This window comes from [Micrococcus luteus] ATCC 49442 (assembly GCF_010367585.1).
Lineage (GTDB): Bacteria > Actinomycetota > Actinomycetes > Actinomycetales > Micrococcaceae > Arthrobacter > Arthrobacter luteus_A.
The window spans coordinates 200,302-222,403 of sequence record NZ_JAAAXP010000001.1; the positions used below are offsets into that span (position 1 = coordinate 200,302).

Genomic DNA, 22,102 nt, shown 5'->3' on the forward strand with positions numbered 1-22,102 from the left:
ACGCGATGGCGCTCAGGCAATCCCGTGCAGACGACGGAAGGGGTGAATCCGGAATGCACCTAAGGCTACTCGACGACGCTCACCTGTACGAAACGGTTGTGCCCGCAGTCGTCAGGCTAACTGCGCCGTGCTGGAAGTTCTGGGCGCATTCGGAACTGGTCGACTGGCAGCGGGGGTTCTCCGTAGGGTATCCGAGTCTGCCGTTTTCGTAGCCGAGGGTGCCCCAGGTGGCTCGGATGCCGCCCCAGGTGGCGTAGGCGCCGACGCCGGGGGCGTAGTGGATGGTGCCGCCTTGGAAGCCCTGGTAGCAGCCGCCTCCGGTGAGGCCGCAGATTTCGTTGGTGACCGGGTACCCGAGTTTGCCCTTTTCGTAGCCGAGGGTGCCCCAGGTGGCTCGGATGCCGCCCCAGGTGGCGTAGGCGCCGACGCCGGGGGCGTAGTGGATGGTGCCGCCTTGGAAGCCCTGGTAGCAGCCGCCTCCGGTGAGGCCGCAGATTTCGTTGGTGACCGGGTACCCGAGTTTGCCCTTTTCGTAGCCGAGGGTGCCCCAGGTGGCTCGGATGCCGCCCCAGGTGGCGTAGGCGCCGACGCCGGGGGCGTAGTGGATGGTGCCGCCTTGGAAGCCCTGGTAGCAGCCGCCTCCGGTGAGGCCGCAGATTTCGTTGGTGACCGGGTACCCGAGTTTGCCCTTTTCGTAGCCGAGGGTGCCCCAGGTGGCTCGGATGCCGCCCCAGGTGGCGTAGGCGCCGACGCCGGGGGCGTAGTGGATGGTGCCGCCTTGGAAGCCCTGGTAGCAGCCGCCTCCGGTGAGGCCGCAGATTTCGTTGGTGACCGGGTACCCGAGTTTGCCCTTTTCGTAGCCGAGGGTGCCCCAGGTGGCTCGGATGCCGCCCCAGGTGGCGTAGGCGCCGACGCCGGGGGCGTAGTGGATGGTGCCGCCTTGGAAGCCCTGGTAGCAGCCGCCTCCGGTGAGGCCGCAGATTTCGTTGGTGACCGGGTACCCGAGTTTGCCCTTTTCGTAGCCGAGGGTGGCCCAGGTGGCTCGGATGGGGCCGGTCGTGGAAAATGCGCCTGTGCCGGGGGCGTAGTGGATGGTGCCGCCTTGGAAGCCCTGGTAGCAGCCGCCTCCGGTGAGGCCGCAGATTTCGTTGGTGACCGGGTACCCGAGTTTGCCGTTTTCGTACCCGGCGGTTCCCCATGCCGCGCGGATACTACCCCATGAGGCAAATGCCCCAGACGTGGGTGAGTAGTGGATTGTCCCGCTTTCAAAGGCCTGGTAGCAGCCGCCTCCGGTGAGGCCGCAGATTTCGTTGGTTATCGGGTAACCGAGTCTGCCGTCGCCGCCGCCAGCTTCTGCCCATGCAGACCCAATCGCGCTTTGCTGATTCACAGCGTGTCCGGAGGCGAAACTCTTCAGCCCAGCGTAGCTCCCATTCCAAACATTCGAATCACCGGCCAGCGGGCCGGTGCTGCTGTATTGCCAGATACTGTAGTCGCCCCAACTGGACGGCACTGGTCCGGCATTGTTGGTCGGCGAGCTTGGGTAGGCAGCGACCCACAGGGGGTAGTCCCCGAATCCTGTAGGATCGCCGAGACATTGCCGCCACCATGAGGTATTGGTGTAAATGGCGGGCAACCGCCCGGTCATGGAAAGCATGGCATTCCCGAAATCCCGGACCCAGGATGTCAGTTGCGCCGGCGACATCCCATAGCAGGTATTGCCGAAATAGAAGCCGTTGATAGTCCGGCCCTCGTAGGGGTTGAACTCAAAGTCCAATACGGGGGGCAACGTGTATCCGTCGCCCGTCCAGCCCCCACCGTTTTGAACGAAGTAGCGTGCCTGATCGGCGCCGGAGGACCAGTTCGGGATAGCGAAATGATACGCCCCTCTGATCATTCCAACATTCCGTGCGCCTTGATACTGCGAGCTGTAGGTGGGGCTGGTGTAGTAATTGCCTTCACTCGCTTTCACATAGGCGAACCTGGCCCCCATGTTCCACTGCTGCTGCCAGTTCACGCTGGTCTGGTGGCTGCTCACATCCATTCCCTGGATGCCGAATGTCGGCATCCAGGTTCCTTCGGTGGACATGGCCTCCGTGGTGCCCTTATTCAGGCTGGCCGACGGGGCCGCAGCCGTTACCCGGGCGGAGCGCTGTCCCATCTGTGCGCCGCCTTCGCCCACGGCCTCGGCCATGGCTTCTTTAGCCGCGTCGGAGTCCGTGTTTGGTGCCGGGGTTGTCACCGTACTTTGTGCAACGGACGGCGACGGAGCTGCGGTGGTAGGCGTTGTCGGAACGGGCGCGGTTGTGGTTGCTTCCTGACCGGGCACCGCCATAGCTACTTCCGAAGCGGAGCCAGATGATGCTGTGGCCGTAGAATCCGGTGTTGGAAGAGGGCCAGATTCAACTGCGAAGGCTGCGCCCGTCAGACCGGGGCCCGCCACGAGAGCGGCAGCCAGGACTGCCGTCCCCACGAGCCGAAAGAGGGGACGGTGCTGGGGCGAGGATTTCCGCTTCATTTTTACTCCGGGGACAGTGAGACGCTGCCGTCAGTGCATCGCTGGGGGGTTGCAGTCCAGGAGACACTGAACTGGTATATCGAGACCTTAATGCGCCCTACCCTAACACTGCAGTGTCTGCTGCAACCAGAGTTTCGGGTGTGGCGAATGTGAACTGCTTGGACATGTCCCCTGATTCGTTGTGGCCCATGGCTGCCTCGTCGCAACTGCCGCTGCTTTTCGCGGAGTTACATGGATGCTCATAAGCTGTCAGGCATGAAGGTATTGGTTACCGGCGGCGCCGGCTACATAGGTTCGCACACGACACTCTGTCTCCTCGAAGAGGGACACGACGTAGTCGTGCTCGATAATTTAATGAATTCGAACCCTGAGTCATTACTGAGAGTCGAGCAGCTGACAGGAAGGACTGTCGACTTCCGAAAACTGGACCTTCTTAATGCTGAGGCCGTCGACGAACTTTTTGCCGAGTGTGGCTTCGAGGCAGTGATCCACTTCGCCGGGCTGAAGGCAGTCGGGGAGTCGGTCGAAAAGCCGCTCTGGTACTACCAGAACAATGTTGTGGGAACGCTCAACTTGTTGCACTGCATGGAAGCTCATGGCGTCCGTCAGTTGGTATTCAGCTCCTCGGCCACCGTGTACGGCGCCTCCGAAGAGGTTCCGCTCATCGAAAAAGCGCCCTTGGATGCCACGAACCCCTATGGCCGCACGAAGGAACAGATCGAGGACATCCTTTCCGACTTGGGGGCCGCTGATTCGAGCTGGAGCATCGCCTTGCTCCGTTACTTCAATCCCGTGGGTGCGCACGAATCCGGCTTGATTGGCGAAGACCCCATTGGCATCCCCAACAACCTCCTACCGTTTGTTGCACAGGTCGCTGTGGGTCGCCGAGAGAAAGTTCTGGTCTTCGGAAACGACTACCCCACGGCCGATGGTACTGGTGTCCGCGATTACATCCATGTCATGGACTTGGCGGCCGGTCACTTGGCCGCACTTGGCTACTTGGCCAACAAAAAAGGCGTCTTCCGATGGAACCTTGGCACCGGTAAAGGGTCGTCGGTTTTGGAAGTCATAGAAGCCTTTGAAGCCGTCGTTGGGAGGCCTATACCTTTCGAAATTGCCGCTCGCCGACCTGGTGATGCTGCGGTTAGCTATGCCGATCCGTCAGCGGCGTTGGCAGATTTGAGTTGGGCGGCTAGACGAGATTTGCGGCAAATGTGCGAAGACCACTGGCGTTGGCAGGATTCAAACCCACTGGGTTACGGGGCCAGCTAAGTCCAGCGCGGGTTCGAGACCTAACAAAACGGGCCCTGTGTCCGCAATTGTTATCCACAACCCCCAACATTTGACTTGGCTGCATGGCTTACGCTCCCTAGGCTGTATCCCAGTTGAACTGCCTCCACCGGGGGCGGCAGTTGTATTGGGGAACTTATGGACGCCGTGCACATCGTGGAAGACGAAGTCCGCGAGCTGATCCGCCGTCAGGGTTTGGATCCGTTGCGTCAGGCTGGCGAGGTCCGCCGCCTGGTGGAGGCGGCCGTCAGCGATTATGACGAGCGAGCCTTGATGGGACCCCTGCCTCCGATCGGGCCGCTGGACGCTGCACGCAGGTTTGTCTTTGACGCTGTTGCCGGGTTCGGCATGCTTCAGCCGCTGTTGGACGATCCCACCATCGAGGAAGTTTGGATCAACGCGCCGAACGAAATCTATGTGGCCCGCAACGGCGAATCGGAACTGACCTCCCTAAGCCTCACGGATCAACAGGTGCGCGACCTGGTAGAGCGAATGCTCAAGAGCTCAGGCCGACGTCTCGACATGTCCTCGCCTTTTGTGGACGCCGCCCTGCCGGACGGCTCGAGGCTCCACGTCGTCATCCCGGATGTCACTCGCCGCCACTGGGCTGTGAACATCCGCAAGTTCGTGGTGAAGGCCAGCCGGCTGGAACACCTGGTGGAGCTGGGCACTCTGACGCCGCAATCTGCCAGGTTTCTGGGCGCCGCCGTTTCCAGCGGACTGAATATCCTCGTTTCTGGGGCCACCCAAGCGGGCAAGACCACCATGCTCAACTGCCTGGCCGCGAGCATCGGCAGCCGGGAACGGGTCATCACGGTCGAAGAGATTTTCGAACTCCAGTTTCCGCTCCGGGATGTGGTGGGCCTTCAATGCAGGCAGCCGAACCTTGAGGGCGAAGGAGAGATTCCGCTCCGCCGGCTGGTGAAGGAAGCGCTCAGGATGCGCCCGGACCGTCTCGTCGTAGGAGAGGTCCGGGAAGCCGAAAGCCTGGACATGCTCATCGCCTTAAATAGTGGTCTTCCCGGGATGTGCACCGTCCACGCAAACTCGGCCCACGATGCTGTAACGAAGATCTGCACCCTGCCGTTGCTCGCCGGCGAAAACATCTCGTCCGCCTTTGTTGTGCCCACAGTGGCATCGTGCATCGATCTTGTGGTTCACTGCAGCCGGCACGCCAACGGCCGCAGGCAGGTCACTGAGATCCTCTCCCTCGGCCGGCGCGTGGAAAACGGCATCATCGAGTCCTCCATGGTCTTCGCTATGGCGGACGGTCAACTGCAGCCGCGTGTCAACTCCATGCCGGCGGCGGAGAAGTTTGCCAGGGCAGGGTACGACGTCGCGGCTCTGTTGGAGCCGCGCTGATGGCGCCGCTGTTCGGGGTATTCGCCGGGACGGGCCTGTTCCTCATCTGGTGGTCGTTCTGGGAAAAGCCCGCCGCCGGGAAACGCCGCCCCAAGGCCAACCGCCTCGAGGACCTGCTCGCATCCGCTGGAATTGAAAAAGTCACGGCAACTGGTCTCGTGGCCTCCTGCCTGGGCCTTGGCGTTTTTGTGGCGCTCATTTTCTTTGTCGTCAGCGGGTCATGGCCGATGTCCCTCTGCTTCGGGCTGTTCGGCGCCTGGCTTCCCATCAGCATCGTCCGGTGGCGGTCCAACCGGAGGACAGCGGTGCTGCGCCAGCTCTGGCCGGACGTTGTTGATCACCTGCGGTCCGCCATCCGCGCAGGCCTGTCTTTGCCGGAGGCCCTGATCCAGCTGGGGGAGAAGGGCCCTGAGGAGCTCCGGCACGTCTTCCGCGACTTCGGCGCTGACTACCGGGCCGGAGGCCAGTTTGATGCGTCCCTCAACAAGCTCAAGGACCGACTGGCCGATCCGGTGGCAGACCGGATCGTCGAGGCGCTCAGACTTACCCGCGAGGTTGGCGGCTCGGACCTGGGCAAACTCCTCGGCACGCTCGCGGAATTCCTTCGCGAAAACGCCCGGACCCGCAGCGAACTGGAAGCCCGACAATCCTGGACGGTCAACGCCGCCCGCTTGGCCGTTGCGGCTCCCTGGATTGTGATGCTTCTTTTGGCCACCCTGGCCCGAGGCCGTGAACGCATACAACACGCCTATGGGAGCCGGCGTCCTGGTGGGCGGTCTCGTTGTGTCCCTAATTTGTTACTCCATCATGCTGCGCATCGGTGCCCTTCCCAAGGACGAGAGAGTGCTGCGATGAACGGCATGTCTGCAGCCGCGATTGTTTGCGGCGTCGTCCTCGGCATTGGCCTGTGGCTGACTTTCGTCCGGTTGCCATTTATGCGTCCCCTCACTTTCATCGAGCGCATTGAACCGCAGCTGAAATCGCAAAACCTGGAATCCAGGCTGTTACGCGCCAGCGGGCACAATGCCACCCCATTCGGGCCCTTGGAACGCATAGTGCGTCCGCTGCTTCACGACGGCCTCACCGCCCTCGGCAGATTGAACCTTGGGTCAAAAGCACTGACCCGCAGGCTGGCGCAGGCGGGGATCAATAAGTCACCGTTGGATTTCCGGGCAGAGCAGCTGCTTTGGTCGGCGGCGGGGTTCACCTTTTCGCTGGCGCTCGTGATGCTGAGCGCGGCTGCCGGCCGCTTCAGTCCATTTCTCGCAGTCGTGGCGGTTCTCGGCAGCGCCCTCGGAGGCTTTCTCTTCCGGGACTTCTGGCTTGGCGTCCAGATCAGCAAACGGGAGTCCCACATGATGGCGGAGTTTCCCAGCCTTGCAGAACTGATGGCACTGGCTGTCGGCGCGGGCGAAAGTGCCACGGGTGCGCTGGACCGGGTCTGCCGCAGCGCGAACGGCGAACTGGCCAAGGAGTTTTCAAAAATCCTTGCTGAAACCAGGGCTGGAAAGCCCTTGGTGGAAGCCCTTCAGGAGTTCTCGGCCCGGACAGACCTCGGCCCGCTGGTCAGGTTTGTTGACGGAATTATCGTGGCCGTCGAGCGGGCGCAATGGTCACGCTTGGTGCGTGGACGAGGTCCCCGCTGTGGCACGATATGGACATGACCTTGAAAGCGGCCTCACCGAAGGCTCCAGCGGCGGACGTGACGCCGCAGAAGCGTAAATCAGTGTTCGTTGTATCTCCTATTGGAGCTCCTGGAACTGAGGTGTACCGCAAGGCTTCCTATGCATTGAAATACATCTTTCGAGTAGCGCTCCCGGCTGATGAATGGCACGTTCACAGGGCGGACGAGGGGGAGAGCCCCGATTCAATCAGCCAGCACGTAATTCGCAAACTGTGGGAAGCCGATCTCGTCATTGCGGACCTCACCGGTCATAATCCGAACGTCTTCTACGAACTCGCTATCGCCCACGGTTGGAGGAAGCCGGTCGTCCACTTGATCGCCAAAGGGGAAACCATCCCTTTCGACATTGTGGATCAGCGAACTATTTTTTACGACATCACTGATCTTGCATCAGTTGAGGAAACAGTGGAAATGCTACGGAAGTATTCCACTTATGCCATGTCAAGAACCGAAGAGTTGATCACGCCTCTGACGAGTTTTGAGAAGTTCAGCCATATTCGCGAAGACAGCACTGACGGTGGCGCGGCGGTTGCTGAGGTTTTGGAGGAAGTAGTTACACGCCTCTCCCGATTGGAGCACCGGATAATGCGGCGGGAGTCTGCGAAAAGCGACGGAGAGCGGGTTACCTCTGTGGCGCAAGGAAATGATGCGATCATCGAGGAGGTGTCGGCTTATATGTCGATCATCAATCGTCTCGAATCGGCTGATTCCTCGGCAGAACCAGATGCTTCATTGATTAATGAGATTAAAGGGAGGGTGAGCGACAAGGTCAGCAATTTCTCTCCTCACGTAGCCGCTGAGATCATTCAGCGGGCAAAAGGATTGCAGAGTGCGCTTCATGGTCAGCTCCCCTAACTCCCGTCGCCAGGCGCCAGTGCAGGGCGCGAGGATGTTTCGATGAAGGCCGAAAGCGTTGCATGGGCCCAAAGCAAGCTCGATGACATGGAAGAAGCCGTTGAGCTCGTTCGGATGGCTCGCGGGATTAAGGACGCGGGCCAGCGGAGGATCGCAGAGGCGCGCCTAGAAGTCGTCATGGTCCCTGTTACGGCCTTGGCAGAGTTCCTCTTTGATAGATGGGATTGGGGATACGGGAGAAGCTATGACGGCCTTACAAAGCGCATCCAGCAGATACGCGGCGAACTGCTTTACGCGTCCGAAATCGCGCACCACTTGCAGCCGGAAGCACCTGAACTGCGAGCCGACCGGTTGCATCCGTGGGTATGGCGGGGTGCCCAGTCGCTATGGGCAAGCGGCCATTATGCCGACGCAGTTGAAACTGCGGCCAAGATGGTGAACGCGGAACTCCAAAACAAGTCCGGCCGCCGCGACATAAGCGACGCCAAACTCTGTGCTGACGTTTTTTCAGTGAATGAGCCCTCAGAAAAAGCGCCGCGTCTGAGGTTCGCCGGTGATAGAAGTAGCGAAACTTGGAGATCAAGGCAGGAGGGCGCTGCGGCCCTTTCGCGAGGCGCATTTACCGCAATCCGGAATCGATTGGCGCACCACGGCGATACGGACCTGTCGGAGCACGAAGCGTTGGAGCATCTTGCCGTGTTCTCAGTAATTGCCCGCTGGGTCGAAGAATGCGCAGTGGAGCGCGCCCGTCCTGCTGAGGCCCTGGACGGTTTGGAGCTAGAGACGTTGGCCAGCGCAAGGGACTGGAGCTAACAATTTCCCCGGCCCCCAAAAGAAGTGAAGGCCCCTCTCGCTGCCAGGAAGTAAGTTCCGGGGCTTTTAGAGGGGCCTTTGTAGCTACTTCTTGAAGTAGTCCAAATAGGATTCAACTTCTTGTGATTTCTCAGGGCAGAAGTAGGCAACGGTTAGTCGCACGCTGTCGTTGGCGCCCGCCTCATAGCCACCGAGAGAGCGCACTGAGACGCCGAGCCCGGTTCCCGTCTGCTCGCATATTTGCTCCTCCATCCAGTCGGAGTAGCTCTTGACATTATCGGGAACAACGCCGAGGGCCGTGAGGTCGGCCTTGTAGGAGCCGCTCGTCTTGATGGGCGCCGGTGTCGGTGTGGGCGCCGCCGTGACGGTCTTCGTCACAGTCGGCGCCGGTGTGGTGCTGGTCGTGGCGGCGGGGCTGGCGCTTTCGGCGGCTCCGCTACAGCCGGACAATACAGTGGCGAGCAGAAGAGCGGCAGCGCTCATGGCAAGCTTTTTCATGGTTCCCCCAATAGTGAATCAAGTCGTTTCTGCACCATATCTGGGAAAAGCAAGAAGGCCCCTCTCGCGGCCTAGGAAGTTGTTCCTGGGGTCGGGGGAGGGGCCTTTTGTTACACGGGCATGAGATCGCTCGACGGTTCGTGGCGGCACCCTCGGCGACAAGTGTGAGGCGCCTTGCGCGAGGCGTTCCATACTGGCGTTGCCGCGACGTTCCGAATTAATCTTGGGTCATGGATGAACTGACTTTTGCACTCATTGAATCGGAGCGTGAGGGCGACGAAATGTTCGCCGAGGTTGACGCCGACCTCCTCGCGCCTGCCGTCGTTATGGAGGACGCCGACGGGCGGCGGATAGAGGTCTATCCGGACGGTTCCTACACTTCGCGGTAAACGCGAAAAGCCCCTCCGCTGAGCCGATGGGGGGAGGGCTCGCGGAGGGGCGTTCTAGGGGGCGTCGGGGGTCTCGATAGTCCGACGCCGGGTGTGTCTCGGCGGTGGGGTCCGCTCTGACACATCAAGGTTAGAGCTTCAAGTATTGGTTTTCAAATCGACGCCGTTGAGCCAGAGCTCGGCGCTCACGCCGCGTCCCGGTGGCGGGCCTCGCGACGTTCGCGGAGCTTGGCCGTGCGGTCCAGCGCCGCGACGGCGTAGCCGCGAGACTTCTCGGAGAAGTGCGGCATGAGGTTGCGGAGAACGGCCTCTGCGTTTTCGCCCTTCAGCCTGACGCGCCAGCGGGTGCCGTGCTTGCGCGGCTCCGTGGCGCCGAGGAGAGCGGCGAGGCGGTTTGCGTTGTGGTGGCCGAGGGACGCCTCCACGACGACGCGGCGGCGGCCGTCAGGGGCGGTCTTGGCGGCGGAGAATAGGCCCCGGCGCTCCAAGACGTCGAGTACAAAGGCGAGGTCAGCGGGGGAGAGGTTCAAAGTGAGCTCCTTCTGTGAGGTTGTCGGGTGAGGGTCAAAAGAGGAGTCGGCCGGGGCGCCGGATTTGCTTAGGGCGCCGGGGCTAAAACGGCGGCAGCGCCTCGGCGCGTGTAAACGAGGCGCCGCGCTTTGCGTGGGCTTCGGCGGTGCGCCGGATCAGGGCCGAGGCGGCGGCGACGTGAGCCGCTCGGGCCTGTTCGTCGCGGGTTGCTCGGGCCGCTTCGAGGCTCGCCGTATAGACAGGTAAGGCGTGGACTGCGTCAGTTGCGGCGCGGACTACGCCGACCGTCGCCACGGCTCCGGCGTTCAGCTTCAGCGGGGCCAGGGACTCCAGCGACGCCGAGCGAAGCGGAGGGGCCGGGGCCTGCTTACGGCGGGCCATTAGCGGCTCCAGCGGGCGCGGGCGGCCTTGCGGGCGGCGCGGGAGACGGACGGGCGGACGCCGTTCTCGCCGGGTGTCTCTTCGTCGTCGAGGCGCAGGTCGAGGAGGCCGAGGAGCCGGACGAGGATTGCTCGTTGCTGGCGGGCTTCGGCGAGGAGGGGCGAGGGCCTGCCGGTGGGCAGGACCGGGCCGGTCTTGCGGATTTCGTCCTCGATGATCCGGAGGGTGTCCAGCGTCTCCGCCGACTGAAGCAGTGCGGCGAGTTCGGGGAGGCTGAGCTCGAACTCGTCGACGGCGGCCTCGTAGAGTGCGCGGCCAGCTGGGCCTAGATGGGCGGGTACTTCAGTCATGGTGGAGTCCTTTCTAGAAGCCGTAGACGCGGCCGGAGCGCCGAGCGGGGGCAGGGGTGGAGTTTGAGGGCCTGTCGTGGCCTTCGTGGGCCGGGGCGTCGCCTCGGAAGCAGTCCCAGCACTTGCCGAGGCCGCGCCGGGGGAAGTCCGAGACGTAGAGGAGGCGGCCGCATGGGCCGGTGCAGCGTTGCATGGTGGTTCCTTTGGTGGGAAGGGTCGAAAACGGGGCAAATGCGCCGAAAAACACGGCACGCACGCTTTGCCAGCGGCGCTATGCCCTCCCGGTCAGGGTGGAGGGGGCGGGGAGGGGCCCATGCCCACCCCCAGGGGCGACGTCGCCGAGAGAATCAGGACGGCGCCCCGGTGAGGTTGGAGTGTTTACACGCTCTTGCGAGTGTTCGAGCAGGTTGCGCGGCGGCGCTTCTTCCGTGCCTTCGTCAGAGTTGGCGCCGACTCCGAGGCGGCGGCTTCACGCCGAAGGCGGGCGCTGAGTTCAGCCGTGCTGAGTTCCTGGGACGTGAGCTTGTTCTGCTTGTTCTGCGCCTCGGCCTTCTCGCGTGCGCCGCACGCTACGATCACCGGGCGGCCGGAGGTTGCCGGGTGGAACGTGCCGCACCCGGAGATACACGCGACGACGTAGCGGGACGCCGGAGCCGGGGCCGGGGCGTCCTCGGCGGGGGCCGTGGCCTCTGCTTCAGCGACGCGGCGGGCGTGCCGCTCGATGTGACGGGCCGTTACCTGCTTGGTGATGTTGGTCCGAATTGTGGCGAGGCGAATGTCCGGGGCGCGGGCCAGCCAGTTACGCCGGGTGAACGGAGCGGTCAGGTTCAGCGGGGCGGTAGCGGCGTCACTGTTGGCGAACCGGGCGACGGTTTGCATGCGCCGGTCAACGTCGCGGGCGATATGGATTTGGACGCGCTCGGGGAGTGTCGTGGTTGGTTCCAAGGGGCAGGGGCTTTCTTTGAGAGGGGATGGGGCACGCCGAAGGCGCCGGAGAGCGTGGGTTCTCGGGCGCCTTCGTGGCGTGTTGTTCAGTTGTGGGCGGGGGCTACCGGCCTTCGAGGCCGGTCACGCGGGTATCGAGGGCGGCCATATCGGCGAGGAGGGCGGCGATTTCGGCGAGGAGGGAGGCCATGCTCAGCGGCCTCTCGCGGCTCTGGCGATCGCGTCGGGGTCGAAGCTGTCCTCGCGGAGGTCTTTCTCGCGCTGCATTTTGATGACCTCGTAGAGCGCGTGGGGCGTTGTCCCTTCGGCGTCAGCCTGACGCTGGAGGCGGCGCTTCGTCTGCTCGTCGAGGTCTTCGTATTTTGCTGGGAGTTTGGACGTCTTCAGGACGTTCTTGACCAAGTCGGCGATGTTGTATGAGCTCATGTGTGGGTTCCTTTCAGGGGTGAGGTTTGCGGCGGTCATGGGTTAGAGCTCGCCGTCGATGGTCAGCTTCAGGGCGCGCAGGTCGAAGCCGTCGAGCACGCTGTCGACGACGGTCGCGACGCTCTGGAGGCTGCTGTAGTGGGCGGGCGCTGAGGCGCGCCAGTCGTGGCCGGGGGCTCCTGCGGCGTTGCGGGCCTGGTCGCGTTCCGTGATTGCGGTCTTCAGGGTGGCCCATGCCTCGACGGCTTCGGCGTGCTTGGCGAGTGCGTGCTCGGCGGCCATTGCTCGGAACGCCTCGGGCGTGCCGAGGCCGGAGTAGGCGAGGGTGTCGAACTTCTGAAGGGCGACGAGGGCGCGGTGGGCCTGGGCTTTGACCGCATGTTCCTTGTCGGCGTGGGCGCGTTCGGCGAGTTCGAGCTCGGAGGCCAGCGGGCGGGAATTGCGTAAGGCGACGAGGGCCTTGCCGGACTCGCGGAACTCGCGGGACAGTTCGCGGCCCTTGGCGTTCTCAGCGTCCCACGCGGCCTTAGCCTTGTCGGCGCCGGGGATCGCCGAGACGAGCCATGCCGGGGGCGCGTCGCTGGCGTAGACGTAGGTCGCGGTGCCGGAGTTGTTTGTCGTCGTCTTTCGGGTGCTGCTCATGTGGTGGGGGTTCCTTTCGGGAGGGTGCTTTCTTGGGGTCCGGCCGGGGCGGGCCGGGGGTCTGTGGGGGTGCTAGGCGCCGGGGATCACGTAAACCATTGCGGAGCCTTTGGCGCCGCGACGGCGGGCGCCGAGGAGCTCGTCGGCGACGGAGTAGAAGACGCGCTGGCGGGGCACACGGTAGGGCGTGCCGTCGGGGAGCGTGTCGGGCTCCTCCTTTGAGGCGCGGGCGTCCTCGGCGTCTTCAACGGCGTCCTTGATAACGGAGGCGGCGTCGGCGTAGAGCTCGGCGGCGATCCAGCGGGAGCCGGGGGCGGGGGCTTCGGCTTCGTCGCCCCAGCCAATGAGGAAGTTTTCCAGCCAGTCGCGGGTGCTGGCTTCTTCCTCGCGCCGGATGCGCTCGCGGCTCGTGGCCTTGCGTTCGGCGGCGGTCTTGGCGGGTCCGCGCTCCATACGCGGCACCGGTGGGCGCCACTCGGGCAGGAGGCGCCGTGTGTGGGTGACGACGTCAGAGAGGTAGCCGTCGCGGGTGGCGGGCGACGCCTCTGTGAGGAAGAGCCTAAGGTCGCGGTAGGGGCGGCCGGCCTCGCCGCTGGTGCGCTCTGGGAGGCTCTGGAGGGCCGCTAGGAGCTCGCTTGCAAGGTGGCCTTGGTGAATGGCGGCGGGGTCTGCGTCACTTTCGATCGGGCGGGTCAGGAGCGCCGAACCGGAGCGGTACGCGATAACCCGGGAGCGGAGCCAGGGGAGGGCGAAGACCTCGGCGAGGACGGCGGGGCCGGGGATTTCGAGGGTCACGCCGGAGTCGGTCTTCAGCTTGACGGGCTTCTCGGCGCGTTTGGCGTAGTAGCGGCCGTCGCTGAGGGCGGCGAGGTCGAGTTCGTAGGGGGTCACGGCGGGTGCTTTCTGTGAGTAGGCGGCGGGGCCGCTGATTGTGGGGGCCGGTGACGGCCTGATTGCGGGGTAGTTGCGAGTGGGTGTACGAAAGTGGTCACAGTGACGGTTCGTACTTTTTACTGATTACTTTTCTAGAAGCTCTCTCTCTTGTAGGAGTAATAGAGGGAAAGCTAGAAACGTCACTGTGACCGCTTTGGACCACCCTCAGAGGGCAGACTCGGCACGTTCTCGGCGCATACGTTGGCAAGGGGGCGGCTCGCCCGCCTCGGCGTGCGTTTACACGCGCTCCAAGAGGCGTTGCGCCTCTCTCGCGAGCGATGCCAGGATCGCCGGATCGGCGCCGGAAGCGAGCGCGGCGCTTTGCTGGTCGAGGAGCTCGCGGGCGCGGTCGAGGCGAGCAGCCTTGACGCGGCGGTGACGCCGGAGACGGCACTTCGTCGAGCAAAGCTCTTGGCGGCCGGTGAGGGTGGCTGTGTGGCATTCAGGGCAGAGCACGCGGCTCCTCCTTTCGGTGTTTCGCAACGGAAATAGGGCTGAAAAAGGTCCGCTCGATTGCCCGCGAGCGGTCGGGAAGTGTGGGGGACTGGCGGAGCTCACGCGCCGCAGTCTTGCGCGGAGCTCAACGCCAGTCGATCGCCGTGCCCGAAGGGAACCAAAAGGACACGGCGAAAAGGTGGTAGCTGGCGCACCCGCCAAGGAAACACCAGCTATCCGTCTGAGGCCGCCGCACGGCGCACAAGGGGCGCGTGTGGGGTGCGGGCTGGGCGGCGGCGAGTATGCGTTGAGGGCGGAGGCGGGCGTCCGGAAAACCCCTCTATATAGGAGTATGGGTACTTTTAGTCGTGCGCCGGTCAGCGCCGGAGTCGTTCCCTCCAGTGCTCCACCCGACGCGCTATGCGGGCTTCCCACTCCTCGGGGCTGACGGCGGCTCGCGCCTCCTTGTAGCGGCGCTCGCGCTCGATCTGCTGGAGCTTCCGCTCGGCCTCGCGGGCTTGGTACTCGGCGCGGGCCAGGGCCTTGCGGATCGTCTCGGCGAGCTCCCATGCATTCATGGCTTCTATGAGGGCGTCGCCGTGGACGTCGTCGTAGGCGCCGCGAGAGGTAGAGAAGCCGTCGGGGTCGTAGTCGTCGGCGTTGTACTGGCTGGCGGCCCATGCGCATTCGTCGCTTCGGTCGGCGCGGTGCGCGGCCCTGAAGCGATCGATGCGCCAGTTGAGGCGGCGCCGGTTGTGATACTTGCGGGCGCATTCGCCCTCGTGGGCCACGCGGGGACGGGAGCGGCCCTTCTGTGGCGGGAGCGGGTCGCCGCAGTAGCGGCAGAGTCGTTGGGTGGCGGGTGTCATTGGCGGCGGGTGCTTTCTGCCTCTTGGAGGCGCTCGGGGCGTACCCAGTGTGGGTACAAGACAGGAGTCGGCCGGGAGGCTCATTTTGCTCAGACGGCCGGGCGTGTCGTTATTAAGTCGTTACGATCAGAGCCTCGGAATGGGCTCCAGTTAAGAAGAGGGCCGGGGCGCCCGGGTTTGCTCAATGCCGGGCCGGTTTTCTGTGACGAAAAGCCCCGGCCGGGTGATTCCACATATAGAGGGAGCCCGGACGTCCGGATTTGCTCACTCCGGACATGAGAAAAGCCCCGCCGCAGTGGCAGGGCTTTGTCTCACTCGTCGGTCGGCGGGTCGTTTTCACGCTCCTCCTCGGTCTTGACGATTCGCTCGGCGTCGGTGAGGAGCCAGCGCCGGAAGTCGTCGGCGTCGGGGCGGTAGCCGAGCTCGAAGGGCTGGCCGCCGCCGTAGATGCGGTCGCGGGCAGGGTTTGTTTCTGTCCGGTCGTCACGTTGGGTCATTGGCGCTCCCGGCCCAAACGAGGCGTAGCCGTTCACTGGCCTTGAAGTAGTTTCGCCCGGGTCCCCTGCCTTTGCTGGGCAGTACCTCGATACGGTCAAGTGCGATCTTCAGGAACTCGCGGCGCTCGCTGACGGACCACGAGCTCCAAGGTGAGCCGTCGCCGAGCGGCCCATTGTCGCCGAAGGCTAGGGAGTCCAGCCATGGAATCAGATTGTCCGTCGGCGCCGGGAGGGCGTCGAGGGACTTCTGCGCCGACTCCAGCATGAGGCTCAGCCGCTTCACTTGGCGCTTGTAGCGCTCAGCGCCGGTAGGCCCGTCGAAGAGTCCGGCCGCCCGGTCGTCGTCGAGGCGCTCCAGAGAGGCGCGGGCGGTGTCTATGGTGTTGCGCAGGGCGTTCCGTTCGGCGGCTATCTCGCCGTCTTCTGTTTGGGCGGCAAAGCGTTCTGTCGCCGTGAGCAGAAGGTCGACGTCCTCGGGGTCTTCGGGATCGAGGGAGGCGAGGCGTGCAAATACGGCGCGGGCGATGTGGTCCTCGGAGTGAACCATTGCAACCGTGGTGCCCTTGCACGTGCCACTGCGACGGTGCTTCATGCACCGGTAGTTTCCCCCAGTTGTGCCGGACCTGCGATCGGCGCCCATACCGCCGCCGCAGAGGCTACAGATTAACAGGGAGGTTCCGCCAAGGAGAGACGGCTCTTTCGTTAGTCCTCGTGCAACGGGTCGCGACTCCAACGCGTCTTGCAGGCGGTGCCAGTCCGCCGGGTCGATGATCGGCGTCCAAGGCTGGAGCGGCAAGCCGTCACTGTCCGTGTGGAGCAGAAGCCGCCCCCGGGAGTCCAGGGGTGCGGCGCCGTTGCGGCCGTCGCGCTTTGCGGGCATGTATCCGGCGATCTGCGGGGCGCGGAGTACTCGGGTCAAAGTGGACGTTGTCCAGTCGGCGCCGGAGCGGGGGCGGAGGCCGCGGGCGTTCAACTCGCGGGCGAGGGACACGGCTGAGGCGCCGTTGAGGAAGCGGTCCACGATCTCGCGCACGACGTCGGCCTCTCGGGGGTCGGGGACCAGCGAGCGCACGTTGAATTTTCCCCGCACTTCGCGGACTGCTTGGAACCCGAAAGGGGCTCGTCCTCCGGCGTGCGATCCGACCTCTCGGAGGGCGGCTTTGGCTCCTCGGCTTCGGCTGGAAATGTTCTCAGACTCTTGTTCGGCCATAGCGGCGAAGAGGCCGAAGATACCTGTGCCCATTGCGGTTGATGTATCGAGGAACGGCTCGGACGCCGAGACGAGTGAAGCGCCGTTATCTCTCAGGCTGTCTACAATGCGTATGGCTTCGCCGACCCCTCGCCGGGTGAGCCGGTCCAGTCGGTACACGACCAGAACGTCGGCACGGCGTTCACCTATAGCGGCGAGTGCTGCGTCGAGGCCGGGGCGTGCGGCTTTGGGGTCGTAGCCGCTGGCGCCTATGTCTTCGTAGTGTTCGACGAAGGTCCAGCCGCGTGCATCTATGAGGGCGCGAGTCTGCTTGCGTTGGGCTTCCGGCGAGCCTTGGGATTCGTCCTCACGTTGTTTTGATTGCCGGGCGTAGGTAATAGCTTTCATGGTGACTAACGTACTCGCTCAGTTGAACGAGGAACGCCCCTGGCAGACGTCCTGAGGGCACAAGCCCAGGACGTCCGGGACACTGCCAAACGGGACCTGATGGAATCGGCAGGTAAGAAGGAAATCGCCATGATGGTTCCTTTGGTCTTCGGCGTCCTTCCGCTGACTGTGGTCTTCGCGGTGTTCCCCGGGATCGCGGCGATCAGTCTGGGGCTGTAGCCATGGGCATCCCTAACCGGTCAGCTAGCCAACAATTCAATACGCATCACTCACTGAATGGGATTGAAAGATGAAAAAATTGGGAACTTGGAGCGGCATGCTTCTCCTCATCGTGCTGCCGGGGCTGCTGTTCAGTGCCAGCGCTGCCATACCGAGAGGAATTGGACGGAAGCGATCCGGACCTCCTCTTCCGGACGGCCGTAACGCACCGGCCCCTACAAGCGTCGCGGATCACCCGGAACGAGGCGATGTCCCCGGCTGGGTGATGATTACCCTGATGTCGGCCGTACTCGTTGCAGCATTGCTCGCGCTCGCCGGACCGGCCCTCGAAACGATGTTCAACCAGGCCATGGACAAGGTGGGAAGCTAGGGCATGCCGGGTTGGCGCGGCGAAGAACAAGGCTCTGCGGTGGTGGACTTCGTTCTCGTGGGCGGACTCCTCACGATGTTCTTCCTGGCCATCATCCAGCTCACACTGGTCCTGCATGTCCGCAATGCACTCATTGATGCTGCAGCGTCCGGCGCGCGCTACGGAACGCTGGCCGATCGGGGCGCCCCGGATGCGGAAGAACGCGCCGCAGCACTCATCGGGACTGCTCTAACCGCAGAGTTCGCCCAGGACATCAGCACCAACGAAGTGACTTTTCAGGGACTGCGCACGCTGGAAGTAACCATCAAGTCACCCATGCCCGTTATCGGGCTCATCGGGCCACGGGATTTACTGGAGGTGAAGGGCCATGCCGCCATACAGCCATAACACCTTCAGCACCGGCTACGTGAGGGCCACTCCCAGACTCAGGGCCCGGCTCAAATACCGGCTGCACGAGGCCCTCTGCATGGAGCCCCAGGAAACGGGCCGCCGTGCAACGGAGCACCGGGAACGAGGAAGCGCCGTCGTCGAATTCACGTTCCTGGCGCTGCTTCTGTTGGTCCCGCTTGTGTATTTCATCATCACCGTGGGCCAGATCCAGGGCGGATCCTTCGCGGTGGTGGGCGCTGCTGATCAGGCTGCGAAGGTTTTTGTTGCCCAGCCGGATGCAGCGACGGGCCAGGCAGCCGCCGAGCAAGCCACCCTGATCGCGCTTGCCGACTTCGGCCATGACGCCAGCGCGGCCCGGGTCTCTACTCGCTGCGATCCTGCTGACTGCCAAGCCGCGGGAACGGCCATTACCGTCACCGTGAATCTGACCATTCAGTTGCCGTTCGTCCCCTTTAACGACGACTTCACGCTGCGGGCCAGCGAAGTTGAGGCGTCCTCTACGCAGCTGGTAGGCAGGTTTCGGTGAGGGCCGGACGCCCCGGCCAGCCCTCGGAAGAAGGCCAGGTGATTGTGATGATCATCGGCTTCGCGCTGCTTGCCCTGCTGGTGGTCACGGTGGTCATCGGCATCTCCAGCGTCTACCTCGAGCACAAGAGGCTGTTGTCGCTGGCCGACGGCGCCTCGCTGGCGGCCGCTGACAGCTACACCTTGGGGGAAGTCGCGGGGGAGGGCGGGAGTCCTTCCGCTGTCCTGGGGTCCGAGCGAGTCCGCAACGTTGCGGCCGACTTCGTCGCGAGGAGCCCATCGTCGGCCAGGTTCGATGGCTTGTCAGTAACTGGGGCCACCGGCAGCCCGGACGGATCAACCGCAGTGGTGGTTCTCAGCTCGGTGGTCCACCCGCCCGTGGTGAACTTCGTGGTGCCGGACGGAATCAGGATCGAAGCCGCGTCCACCGCACGGTCGAGGCTCACCCGCTGACCGGGCGCACCTATTGTCGGCGCCCGCTGACTGGCGGACGCTGGACGGCGGCCACTGGGCAAACCCGAGTCCGGGCCTCCGGCCGGATAGCGTAGGCTTAAACAACCATGGCCAATATTGATTTTTCCGCAGAGATCCGCGCCCTTCGCGCCACGTACCACTCCATCGAGCGCGTCAGCGATGTTGAGGCGTTGAAGGAAGACATCGCCGAACTGAGCGAGCGCGCGGGCGAGCCGGACCTGTGGGACGACCCCGCTGCGGCCCAGAAGATCACCTCCCGGCTCTCCCACCGCCAGTCCGAGCTGGAGCGGCTGAACAAGCTGGTGTCACGGATCGACGACCTCGAAGTCCTGGTGGAACTCGGCCAGGATGAGGATGACGCTGACTCCATGGGCGAGGCGGCTGCGGAACTGGAGTCCATCCGGAAGTCCCTAAAGGAGCTGGAAGTGGTCACACTGCTTTCCGGCGAGTACGACGAACGCGAGGCCGTGGTGTCCATCCGGGCCGGAGCCGGCGGCGTGGATGCCGCAGACTTCGCCGAGATGCTGATGCGCATGTACCTTCGCTGGGCCGAACGCCACGGCTACCCCACCACAGTGATGGACACGTCCTACGCCGAAGAGGCGGGGCTGAAGTCCGCAACGTTCGAGGTAAAGGCTCCGTACGCATTCGGCACCCTGAGCGTCGAAGCAGGAACTCACCGGCTGGTGCGGATCAGCCCCTTCGACAACCAGGGCCGCCGCCAGACGTCCTTCGCCGCCGTCGAGGTCATCCCGCTCATCGAGTCCACGGACTCCATCGACATTCCCGACAACGAGATTCGCGTTGACGTGTTCCGCTCGTCCGGCCCCGGCGGACAGTCAGTTAACACCACCGACTCCGCCGTGCGCCTCACGCACATCCCCACCGGCACCGTCGTGTCCATGCAGAACGAGAAATCGCAGCTTCAGAACCGGGCCGCCGCCATGCGCGTGCTGCAGTCCCGTCTCCTCCTGCTGAAGAAGGAGCAGGAGGACGCCGAAAAGAAGGCCTTCGCCGGCGATGTCAAGGCCTCCTGGGGCGACCAGATGCGCTCCTACGTCCTCAACCCGTACCAGATGGTCAAGGACCTCCGCACGGAACATGAAGTCGGCAACACGTCGGCCGTGTTCGACGGCGAGATCGACGACTTCATCGATGCCGGGATTCGTTGGCGCACTGACAACCGCAACGCGGCGAAATAACACCGCCGCAGTCTGCCCGTCCGGCGGGATCCCGCGACACACCCCTCCAACCCCCGAAACCCGGCCAAAAGACTGCGTATAGTCGAGGAGCCGGGGCTCAAAATTCCCTCACACGAATGCCCGCGCGCCGGCTGCAGATCTGGGCTGCATCAGTAGTGCCCTGCAGGGTAATTAGGGCCATGATCCGATTCGAAAATGTCACCAAGGTCTATGACCAGACGGCCAGGCCGGCGCTGGACGATATCAGCCTCGAGATTGACCGTGGTGAATTCGCCTTTCTCGTGGGCGCTTCCGGATCCGGAAAGTCCACGTTCCTCCGCCTGGTTCTCAAGGAAGACCGTGCCTCCTCGGGCGCCGTCTACGTTGCGGGCCAGAACGTTGCCAAGATCTCCAGCTGGCGCGTGCCCAGGCTGCGCCGCGGGATCGGCGTAGTGTTCCAGGACTTCCGGCTCCTTCCGCAGAAGAATGTGTTCGCCAACGTTGCCTTTGCCATGCAGGTCATCGGCAAGAGCCGCAGCGTCATCCGTGACACCGTGCCCGAAGTACTGAAGACGGTGGGTCTGGAAGGCAAAGAAAACCGGCTTCCGCACGAACTTTCCGGCGGCGAGCAGCAGCGTGTGGCCATTGCCCGCGCCGTGGTCAACCGCCCCGGCATCCTCCTCGCCGACGAACCGACCGGCAACCTTGACCCCACCACCTCGATGGGCATCATGGGCGTGCTGGACAAGATCAACCAGAACGGCACCACTGTGGTCATGGCCACGCACGACGACGACATCGTCAACGAGATGCGCAAACGCGTCGTGGAACTCAAGAACGGCATCGTCATTCGCGACGAAGCCAAGGCGCTCTACACCTCGATGATTCCGGTCGTCGGCCAGTCCCGGCGGCTCAAGGACGCCAGCGGCCGGGACGAGGAACCGCCCACGCCGGGGGACCGCCAGCCCGGCACCGGGGAGGGACAGCGATGAGGCTCGCGTTTATCCTCGGGGAGATTGGCAGCGGCCTGCGCCGCAACGTCTCCATGGTGGTTTCGGTCATCCTGGTCACCTTCGTGTCCCTGACGTTTGTTGGCGCTGCCGGCATGCTCCAACTTCAGATCAACCAGATGAAGGGGTACTGGTACGACAAAGTCCAGGTCGCCATCTTCCTCTGCAGTGACGGTTCGACGGCGGCAGGTTGCGCCACGGGGCCCGTCACCCCGGAGCAGCAGGACAACCTGCAGTCCCTGCTGGAGTCACCCGCGGTGGCCCAGTATGTGAACGATTTCCAGTTTGAGTCCAAGGAAGAGGCCTACAACCACTTCAAGGATCAATTCTCGAACTCTCCCATCGTCGATTCAGTCACGCCGGACCAGCTTCCCGCCTCCTTCCGGATCAACATGAAGGATCCGGAGAAGTACCAGATCATCAGCGAGACATTCTCGTCCCAGCCCGGCGTCGAAACGGTCATCGACCAGCGCCAGCTGCTGGAGCGGCTGTTCTCTGCCATGAACGCCGCCTCCCTCGTGGCGGTCAGCATCGCCGGTGTCATGATCGTCTGCGCCATCCTCCTGATCGCCACCACCATCCGGTTGTCGGCGTTCAGCCGGCGCCGCGAGACGGGCATCATGCGCCTGGTGGGCGCTTCGAAGATGGTCATCCAGCTGCCGTTCATCCTCGAAGGCGTAATCGCCGCTGTGATCGGCGCGGCACTGGCCTCGGGAACCCTGTGGGCCGTGGCGCACTTTTTCCTGGGCGAGTATCTCTCCAAGCAGTATCCGGACACGGCGTTCATCTCGCCCGGCCAGACGCTTATCCTGACGCCTGCTTTGCTAATCCTTGGCGCATCTTTGGCAGGAATTTCGTCGCTCTTGACCTTACGCAGATATTTGAAGGTCTAGGCTGTGCAAACCGAACAAGGAATCC

At 63.7% G+C, this 22,102-nt stretch carries 25 protein-coding genes and 3 pseudogenes; 15 read left to right on the forward strand and 13 right to left on the reverse strand.

What is annotated here, in order from left to right; translation table 11 throughout:
• Positions 1 to 79: 79 nt before the first annotated feature.
• Positions 80 to 2,518, reverse strand: coding sequence for a GH25 family lysozyme (locus GUV69_RS00875; protein ID WP_431197088.1), 2,439 nt, complete (start codon positions 2,516 to 2,518; stop codon positions 80 to 82).
• A gap of 255 nt (positions 2,519 to 2,773) precedes the next feature.
• Here GUV69_RS00875 and galE point away from each other — a divergent pair, with 255 nt between their 5' ends.
• The 6 genes and pseudogenes from galE (at position 2,774) to GUV69_RS00905 (ending at position 8,522) form a co-directional block, all read left to right on the forward strand.
• Entirely contained in the window at positions 2,774 to 3,790 is a 1,017-nt protein-coding gene (galE, locus tag GUV69_RS00880) for a UDP-glucose 4-epimerase GalE (protein WP_164198888.1), read from the forward strand.
• Between the two features lie 156 nt (positions 3,791 to 3,946).
• Positions 3,947 to 5,170: a TadA family conjugal transfer-associated ATPase gene (locus GUV69_RS00885; RefSeq protein ID WP_164198890.1), complete on the forward strand. Its 1,224-nt coding sequence runs from the start codon at positions 3,947 to 3,949 to the stop codon at positions 5,168 to 5,170.
• Positions 5,170 to 6,025, forward strand: a pseudogene (locus GUV69_RS00890) (type II secretion system F family protein). Before GUV69_RS00885 ends, GUV69_RS00890 begins: the two are co-directional and overlap by 1 nt.
• A pseudogene (locus GUV69_RS00895) lies at positions 6,022 to 6,774 on the forward strand (type II secretion system F family protein); the annotation flags it as partial. The pseudogenes GUV69_RS00890 and GUV69_RS00895, both read left to right, overlap by 4 nt.
• Positions 6,775 to 6,830: 56 nt before the next feature.
• On the forward strand, positions 6,831 to 7,709 hold the full coding sequence (locus GUV69_RS00900) for a hypothetical protein (protein WP_164198891.1): 879 nt from the start codon (positions 6,831 to 6,833) through the stop codon (positions 7,707 to 7,709).
• Between the two features lie 42 nt (positions 7,710 to 7,751).
• Entirely contained in the window at positions 7,752 to 8,522 is a 771-nt protein-coding gene (locus GUV69_RS00905) for a TIGR02391 family protein (protein WP_164198893.1), read from the forward strand.
• Between the two features lie 84 nt (positions 8,523 to 8,606).
• Here GUV69_RS00905 and GUV69_RS00910 read toward each other — a convergent pair whose 3' ends face one another.
• Positions 8,607 to 9,020: a hypothetical protein gene (locus tag GUV69_RS00910; protein ID WP_164198895.1), complete on the reverse strand. Its 414-nt coding sequence runs from the start codon at positions 9,018 to 9,020 to the stop codon at positions 8,607 to 8,609.
• Positions 9,021 to 9,250: 230 nt separating this feature from the next.
• Between GUV69_RS00910 and GUV69_RS00915 the strand changes: the two genes are divergently transcribed.
• On the forward strand, positions 9,251 to 9,409 hold the full coding sequence (locus GUV69_RS00915) for a hypothetical protein (protein ID WP_164198897.1): 159 nt from the start codon (positions 9,251 to 9,253) through the stop codon (positions 9,407 to 9,409).
• A 185-nt stretch (positions 9,410 to 9,594) separates the two neighbouring features.
• Here the strand turns inward: GUV69_RS00915 and GUV69_RS00920 are convergent, their stop codons facing one another.
• From GUV69_RS00920 to GUV69_RS00970, 11 genes are all read right to left on the reverse strand, one after another.
• Positions 9,595 to 9,939: a hypothetical protein gene (locus tag GUV69_RS00920; protein ID WP_164198899.1), complete on the reverse strand. Its 345-nt coding sequence runs from the start codon at positions 9,937 to 9,939 to the stop codon at positions 9,595 to 9,597.
• Between the two features lie 82 nt (positions 9,940 to 10,021).
• Complete coding sequence (locus GUV69_RS00925) at positions 10,022 to 10,321, reverse strand: hypothetical protein (protein WP_164198901.1); 300 nt, start codon at positions 10,319 to 10,321, stop codon at positions 10,022 to 10,024.
• Positions 10,321 to 10,671, reverse strand: a complete 351-nt coding sequence (locus GUV69_RS00930) for a terminase (RefSeq protein ID WP_164198903.1) — start codon at positions 10,669 to 10,671, stop codon at positions 10,321 to 10,323. The genes GUV69_RS00925 and GUV69_RS00930 overlap by 1 nt, the downstream gene beginning before the upstream one ends.
• Positions 10,672 to 10,684: 13 nt before the next feature.
• Positions 10,685 to 10,864 carry a hypothetical protein gene (locus tag GUV69_RS00935; protein WP_164198905.1) on the reverse strand — a complete coding sequence of 60 codons (180 nt, stop codon included), beginning with the start codon at positions 10,862 to 10,864 and terminating at the stop codon, positions 10,685 to 10,687.
• Positions 10,865 to 11,049: 185 nt separating this feature from the next.
• Positions 11,050 to 11,616: a hypothetical protein gene (locus GUV69_RS00940; protein ID WP_164198907.1), complete on the reverse strand. Its 567-nt coding sequence runs from the start codon at positions 11,614 to 11,616 to the stop codon at positions 11,050 to 11,052.
• 192 nt (positions 11,617 to 11,808) lie between these two features.
• On the reverse strand, positions 11,809 to 12,042 hold the full coding sequence (locus GUV69_RS00945; RefSeq protein ID WP_164198909.1) for a hypothetical protein: 234 nt from the start codon (positions 12,040 to 12,042) through the stop codon (positions 11,809 to 11,811).
• Between the two features lie 42 nt (positions 12,043 to 12,084).
• Complete coding sequence (locus tag GUV69_RS00950; protein WP_164198911.1) at positions 12,085 to 12,684, reverse strand: hypothetical protein; 600 nt, start codon at positions 12,682 to 12,684, stop codon at positions 12,085 to 12,087.
• A gap of 72 nt (positions 12,685 to 12,756) precedes the next feature.
• Positions 12,757 to 13,575 (reverse strand): hypothetical protein, encoded by an 819-nt coding sequence (locus GUV69_RS00955; RefSeq protein WP_164198913.1) that lies wholly within the window; start codon positions 13,573 to 13,575, stop codon positions 12,757 to 12,759.
• An 854-nt stretch (positions 13,576 to 14,429) separates the two neighbouring features.
• Complete coding sequence (locus GUV69_RS00960) at positions 14,430 to 14,921, reverse strand: hypothetical protein (RefSeq protein ID WP_164198915.1); 492 nt, start codon at positions 14,919 to 14,921, stop codon at positions 14,430 to 14,432.
• Positions 14,922 to 15,232: 311 nt separating this feature from the next.
• Positions 15,233 to 15,418, reverse strand: a complete 186-nt coding sequence (locus GUV69_RS00965) for a hypothetical protein (RefSeq protein WP_164198917.1) — start codon at positions 15,416 to 15,418, stop codon at positions 15,233 to 15,235.
• Complete coding sequence (locus GUV69_RS00970; protein WP_164198919.1) at positions 15,405 to 17,015, reverse strand: recombinase family protein; 1,611 nt, start codon at positions 17,013 to 17,015, stop codon at positions 15,405 to 15,407. Before GUV69_RS00970 ends, GUV69_RS00965 begins: the two co-directional genes overlap by 14 nt.
• Positions 17,016 to 17,033: 18 nt before the next feature.
• Here GUV69_RS00970 and GUV69_RS00975 point away from each other — a divergent pair.
• The 8 genes and pseudogenes from GUV69_RS00975 to ftsX form a co-directional block, all read left to right on the forward strand.
• A pseudogene (locus tag GUV69_RS00975) lies at positions 17,034 to 17,234 on the forward strand (type II secretion system F family protein); the annotation flags it as partial.
• A 160-nt stretch (positions 17,235 to 17,394) separates the two neighbouring features.
• Positions 17,395 to 17,604 (forward strand): hypothetical protein, encoded by a 210-nt coding sequence (locus GUV69_RS00980; RefSeq protein ID WP_348272261.1) that lies wholly within the window; start codon positions 17,395 to 17,397, stop codon positions 17,602 to 17,604.
• 3 nt (positions 17,605 to 17,607) lie between these two features.
• Positions 17,608 to 17,991 carry a TadE/TadG family type IV pilus assembly protein gene (locus GUV69_RS00985; RefSeq protein ID WP_164198923.1) on the forward strand — a complete coding sequence of 128 codons (384 nt, stop codon included), beginning with the start codon at positions 17,608 to 17,610 and terminating at the stop codon, positions 17,989 to 17,991.
• Positions 17,972 to 18,520 carry a hypothetical protein gene (locus GUV69_RS00990; RefSeq protein WP_348272237.1) on the forward strand — a complete coding sequence of 183 codons (549 nt, stop codon included), beginning with the start codon at positions 17,972 to 17,974 and terminating at the stop codon, positions 18,518 to 18,520. The genes GUV69_RS00985 and GUV69_RS00990 overlap by 20 nt, the downstream gene beginning before the upstream one ends.
• Before the next feature lie 47 nt (positions 18,521 to 18,567).
• Entirely contained in the window at positions 18,568 to 18,972 is a 405-nt protein-coding gene (locus GUV69_RS00995; RefSeq protein ID WP_164206088.1) for a pilus assembly protein TadG-related protein, read from the forward strand.
• A 107-nt stretch (positions 18,973 to 19,079) separates the two neighbouring features.
• Positions 19,080 to 20,195: a peptide chain release factor 2 gene (prfB, locus tag GUV69_RS01000; RefSeq protein ID WP_164198925.1), complete on the forward strand. Its 1,116-nt coding sequence runs from the start codon at positions 19,080 to 19,082 to the stop codon at positions 20,193 to 20,195.
• A gap of 179 nt (positions 20,196 to 20,374) precedes the next feature.
• Positions 20,375 to 21,166 (forward strand): cell division ATP-binding protein FtsE, encoded by a 792-nt coding sequence (gene ftsE / locus GUV69_RS01005; protein WP_164198927.1) that lies wholly within the window; start codon positions 20,375 to 20,377, stop codon positions 21,164 to 21,166.
• Positions 21,163 to 22,077 (forward strand): permease-like cell division protein FtsX, encoded by a 915-nt coding sequence (ftsX, locus tag GUV69_RS01010; RefSeq protein WP_164198929.1) that lies wholly within the window; start codon positions 21,163 to 21,165, stop codon positions 22,075 to 22,077. Before ftsE ends, ftsX begins: the two co-directional genes overlap by 4 nt.
• Positions 22,078 to 22,102 lie beyond the last annotated feature (25 nt).

Bases quoted from the DNA above. Each gene is read 5' to 3' on its own strand.
- galE (WP_164198888.1), top strand. From the start codon at position 2,774: ATGAAGGTATTGGTTACCGGCGGCGCCGGCTACATAGGTTCGCACACG.
- GUV69_RS00990 (WP_348272237.1), top strand. From the start codon at position 17,972: ATGCCGCCATACAGCCATAACACCTTCAGCACCGGCTACGTGAGGGCC.
- GUV69_RS00965 (WP_164198917.1), bottom strand. From the start codon at position 15,418: ATGACCCAACGTGACGACCGGACAGAAACAAACCCTGCCCGCGACCGC.
- GUV69_RS00885 (WP_164198890.1), top strand. From the start codon at position 3,947: ATGGACGCCGTGCACATCGTGGAAGACGAAGTCCGCGAGCTGATCCGC.
- GUV69_RS00915 (WP_164198897.1), top strand. From the start codon at position 9,251: ATGGATGAACTGACTTTTGCACTCATTGAATCGGAGCGTGAGGGCGAC.
- ftsE (WP_164198927.1), top strand. From the start codon at position 20,375: ATGATCCGATTCGAAAATGTCACCAAGGTCTATGACCAGACGGCCAGG.
- prfB (WP_164198925.1), top strand. From the start codon at position 19,080: ATGGCCAATATTGATTTTTCCGCAGAGATCCGCGCCCTTCGCGCCACG.
- GUV69_RS00930 (WP_164198903.1), bottom strand. From the start codon at position 10,671: ATGACTGAAGTACCCGCCCATCTAGGCCCAGCTGGCCGCGCACTCTAC.
- ftsX (WP_164198929.1), top strand. From the start codon at position 21,163: ATGAGGCTCGCGTTTATCCTCGGGGAGATTGGCAGCGGCCTGCGCCGC.
- GUV69_RS00910 (WP_164198895.1), bottom strand. From the start codon at position 9,020: ATGAAAAAGCTTGCCATGAGCGCTGCCGCTCTTCTGCTCGCCACTGTA.
- GUV69_RS00960 (WP_164198915.1), bottom strand. From the start codon at position 14,921: ATGACACCCGCCACCCAACGACTCTGCCGCTACTGCGGCGACCCGCTC.
- GUV69_RS00985 (WP_164198923.1), top strand. From the start codon at position 17,608: ATGCCGGGTTGGCGCGGCGAAGAACAAGGCTCTGCGGTGGTGGACTTC.
- GUV69_RS00945 (WP_164198909.1), bottom strand. From the start codon at position 12,042: ATGAGCTCATACAACATCGCCGACTTGGTCAAGAACGTCCTGAAGACG.
- GUV69_RS00950 (WP_164198911.1), bottom strand. From the start codon at position 12,684: ATGAGCAGCACCCGAAAGACGACGACAAACAACTCCGGCACCGCGACC.
- GUV69_RS00925 (WP_164198901.1), bottom strand. From the start codon at position 10,321: ATGGCCCGCCGTAAGCAGGCCCCGGCCCCTCCGCTTCGCTCGGCGTCG.
- GUV69_RS00970 (WP_164198919.1), bottom strand. From the start codon at position 17,015: ATGAAAGCTATTACCTACGCCCGGCAATCAAAACAACGTGAGGACGAA.
- GUV69_RS00995 (WP_164206088.1), top strand. From the start codon at position 18,568: ATGATCATCGGCTTCGCGCTGCTTGCCCTGCTGGTGGTCACGGTGGTC.
- GUV69_RS00900 (WP_164198891.1), top strand. From the start codon at position 6,831: ATGACCTTGAAAGCGGCCTCACCGAAGGCTCCAGCGGCGGACGTGACG.
- GUV69_RS00935 (WP_164198905.1), bottom strand. From the start codon at position 10,864: ATGCAACGCTGCACCGGCCCATGCGGCCGCCTCCTCTACGTCTCGGAC.
- GUV69_RS00905 (WP_164198893.1), top strand. From the start codon at position 7,752: ATGAAGGCCGAAAGCGTTGCATGGGCCCAAAGCAAGCTCGATGACATG.
- GUV69_RS00875 (WP_431197088.1), bottom strand. From the start codon at position 2,518: ATGAAGCGGAAATCCTCGCCCCAGCACCGTCCCCTCTTTCGGCTCGTG.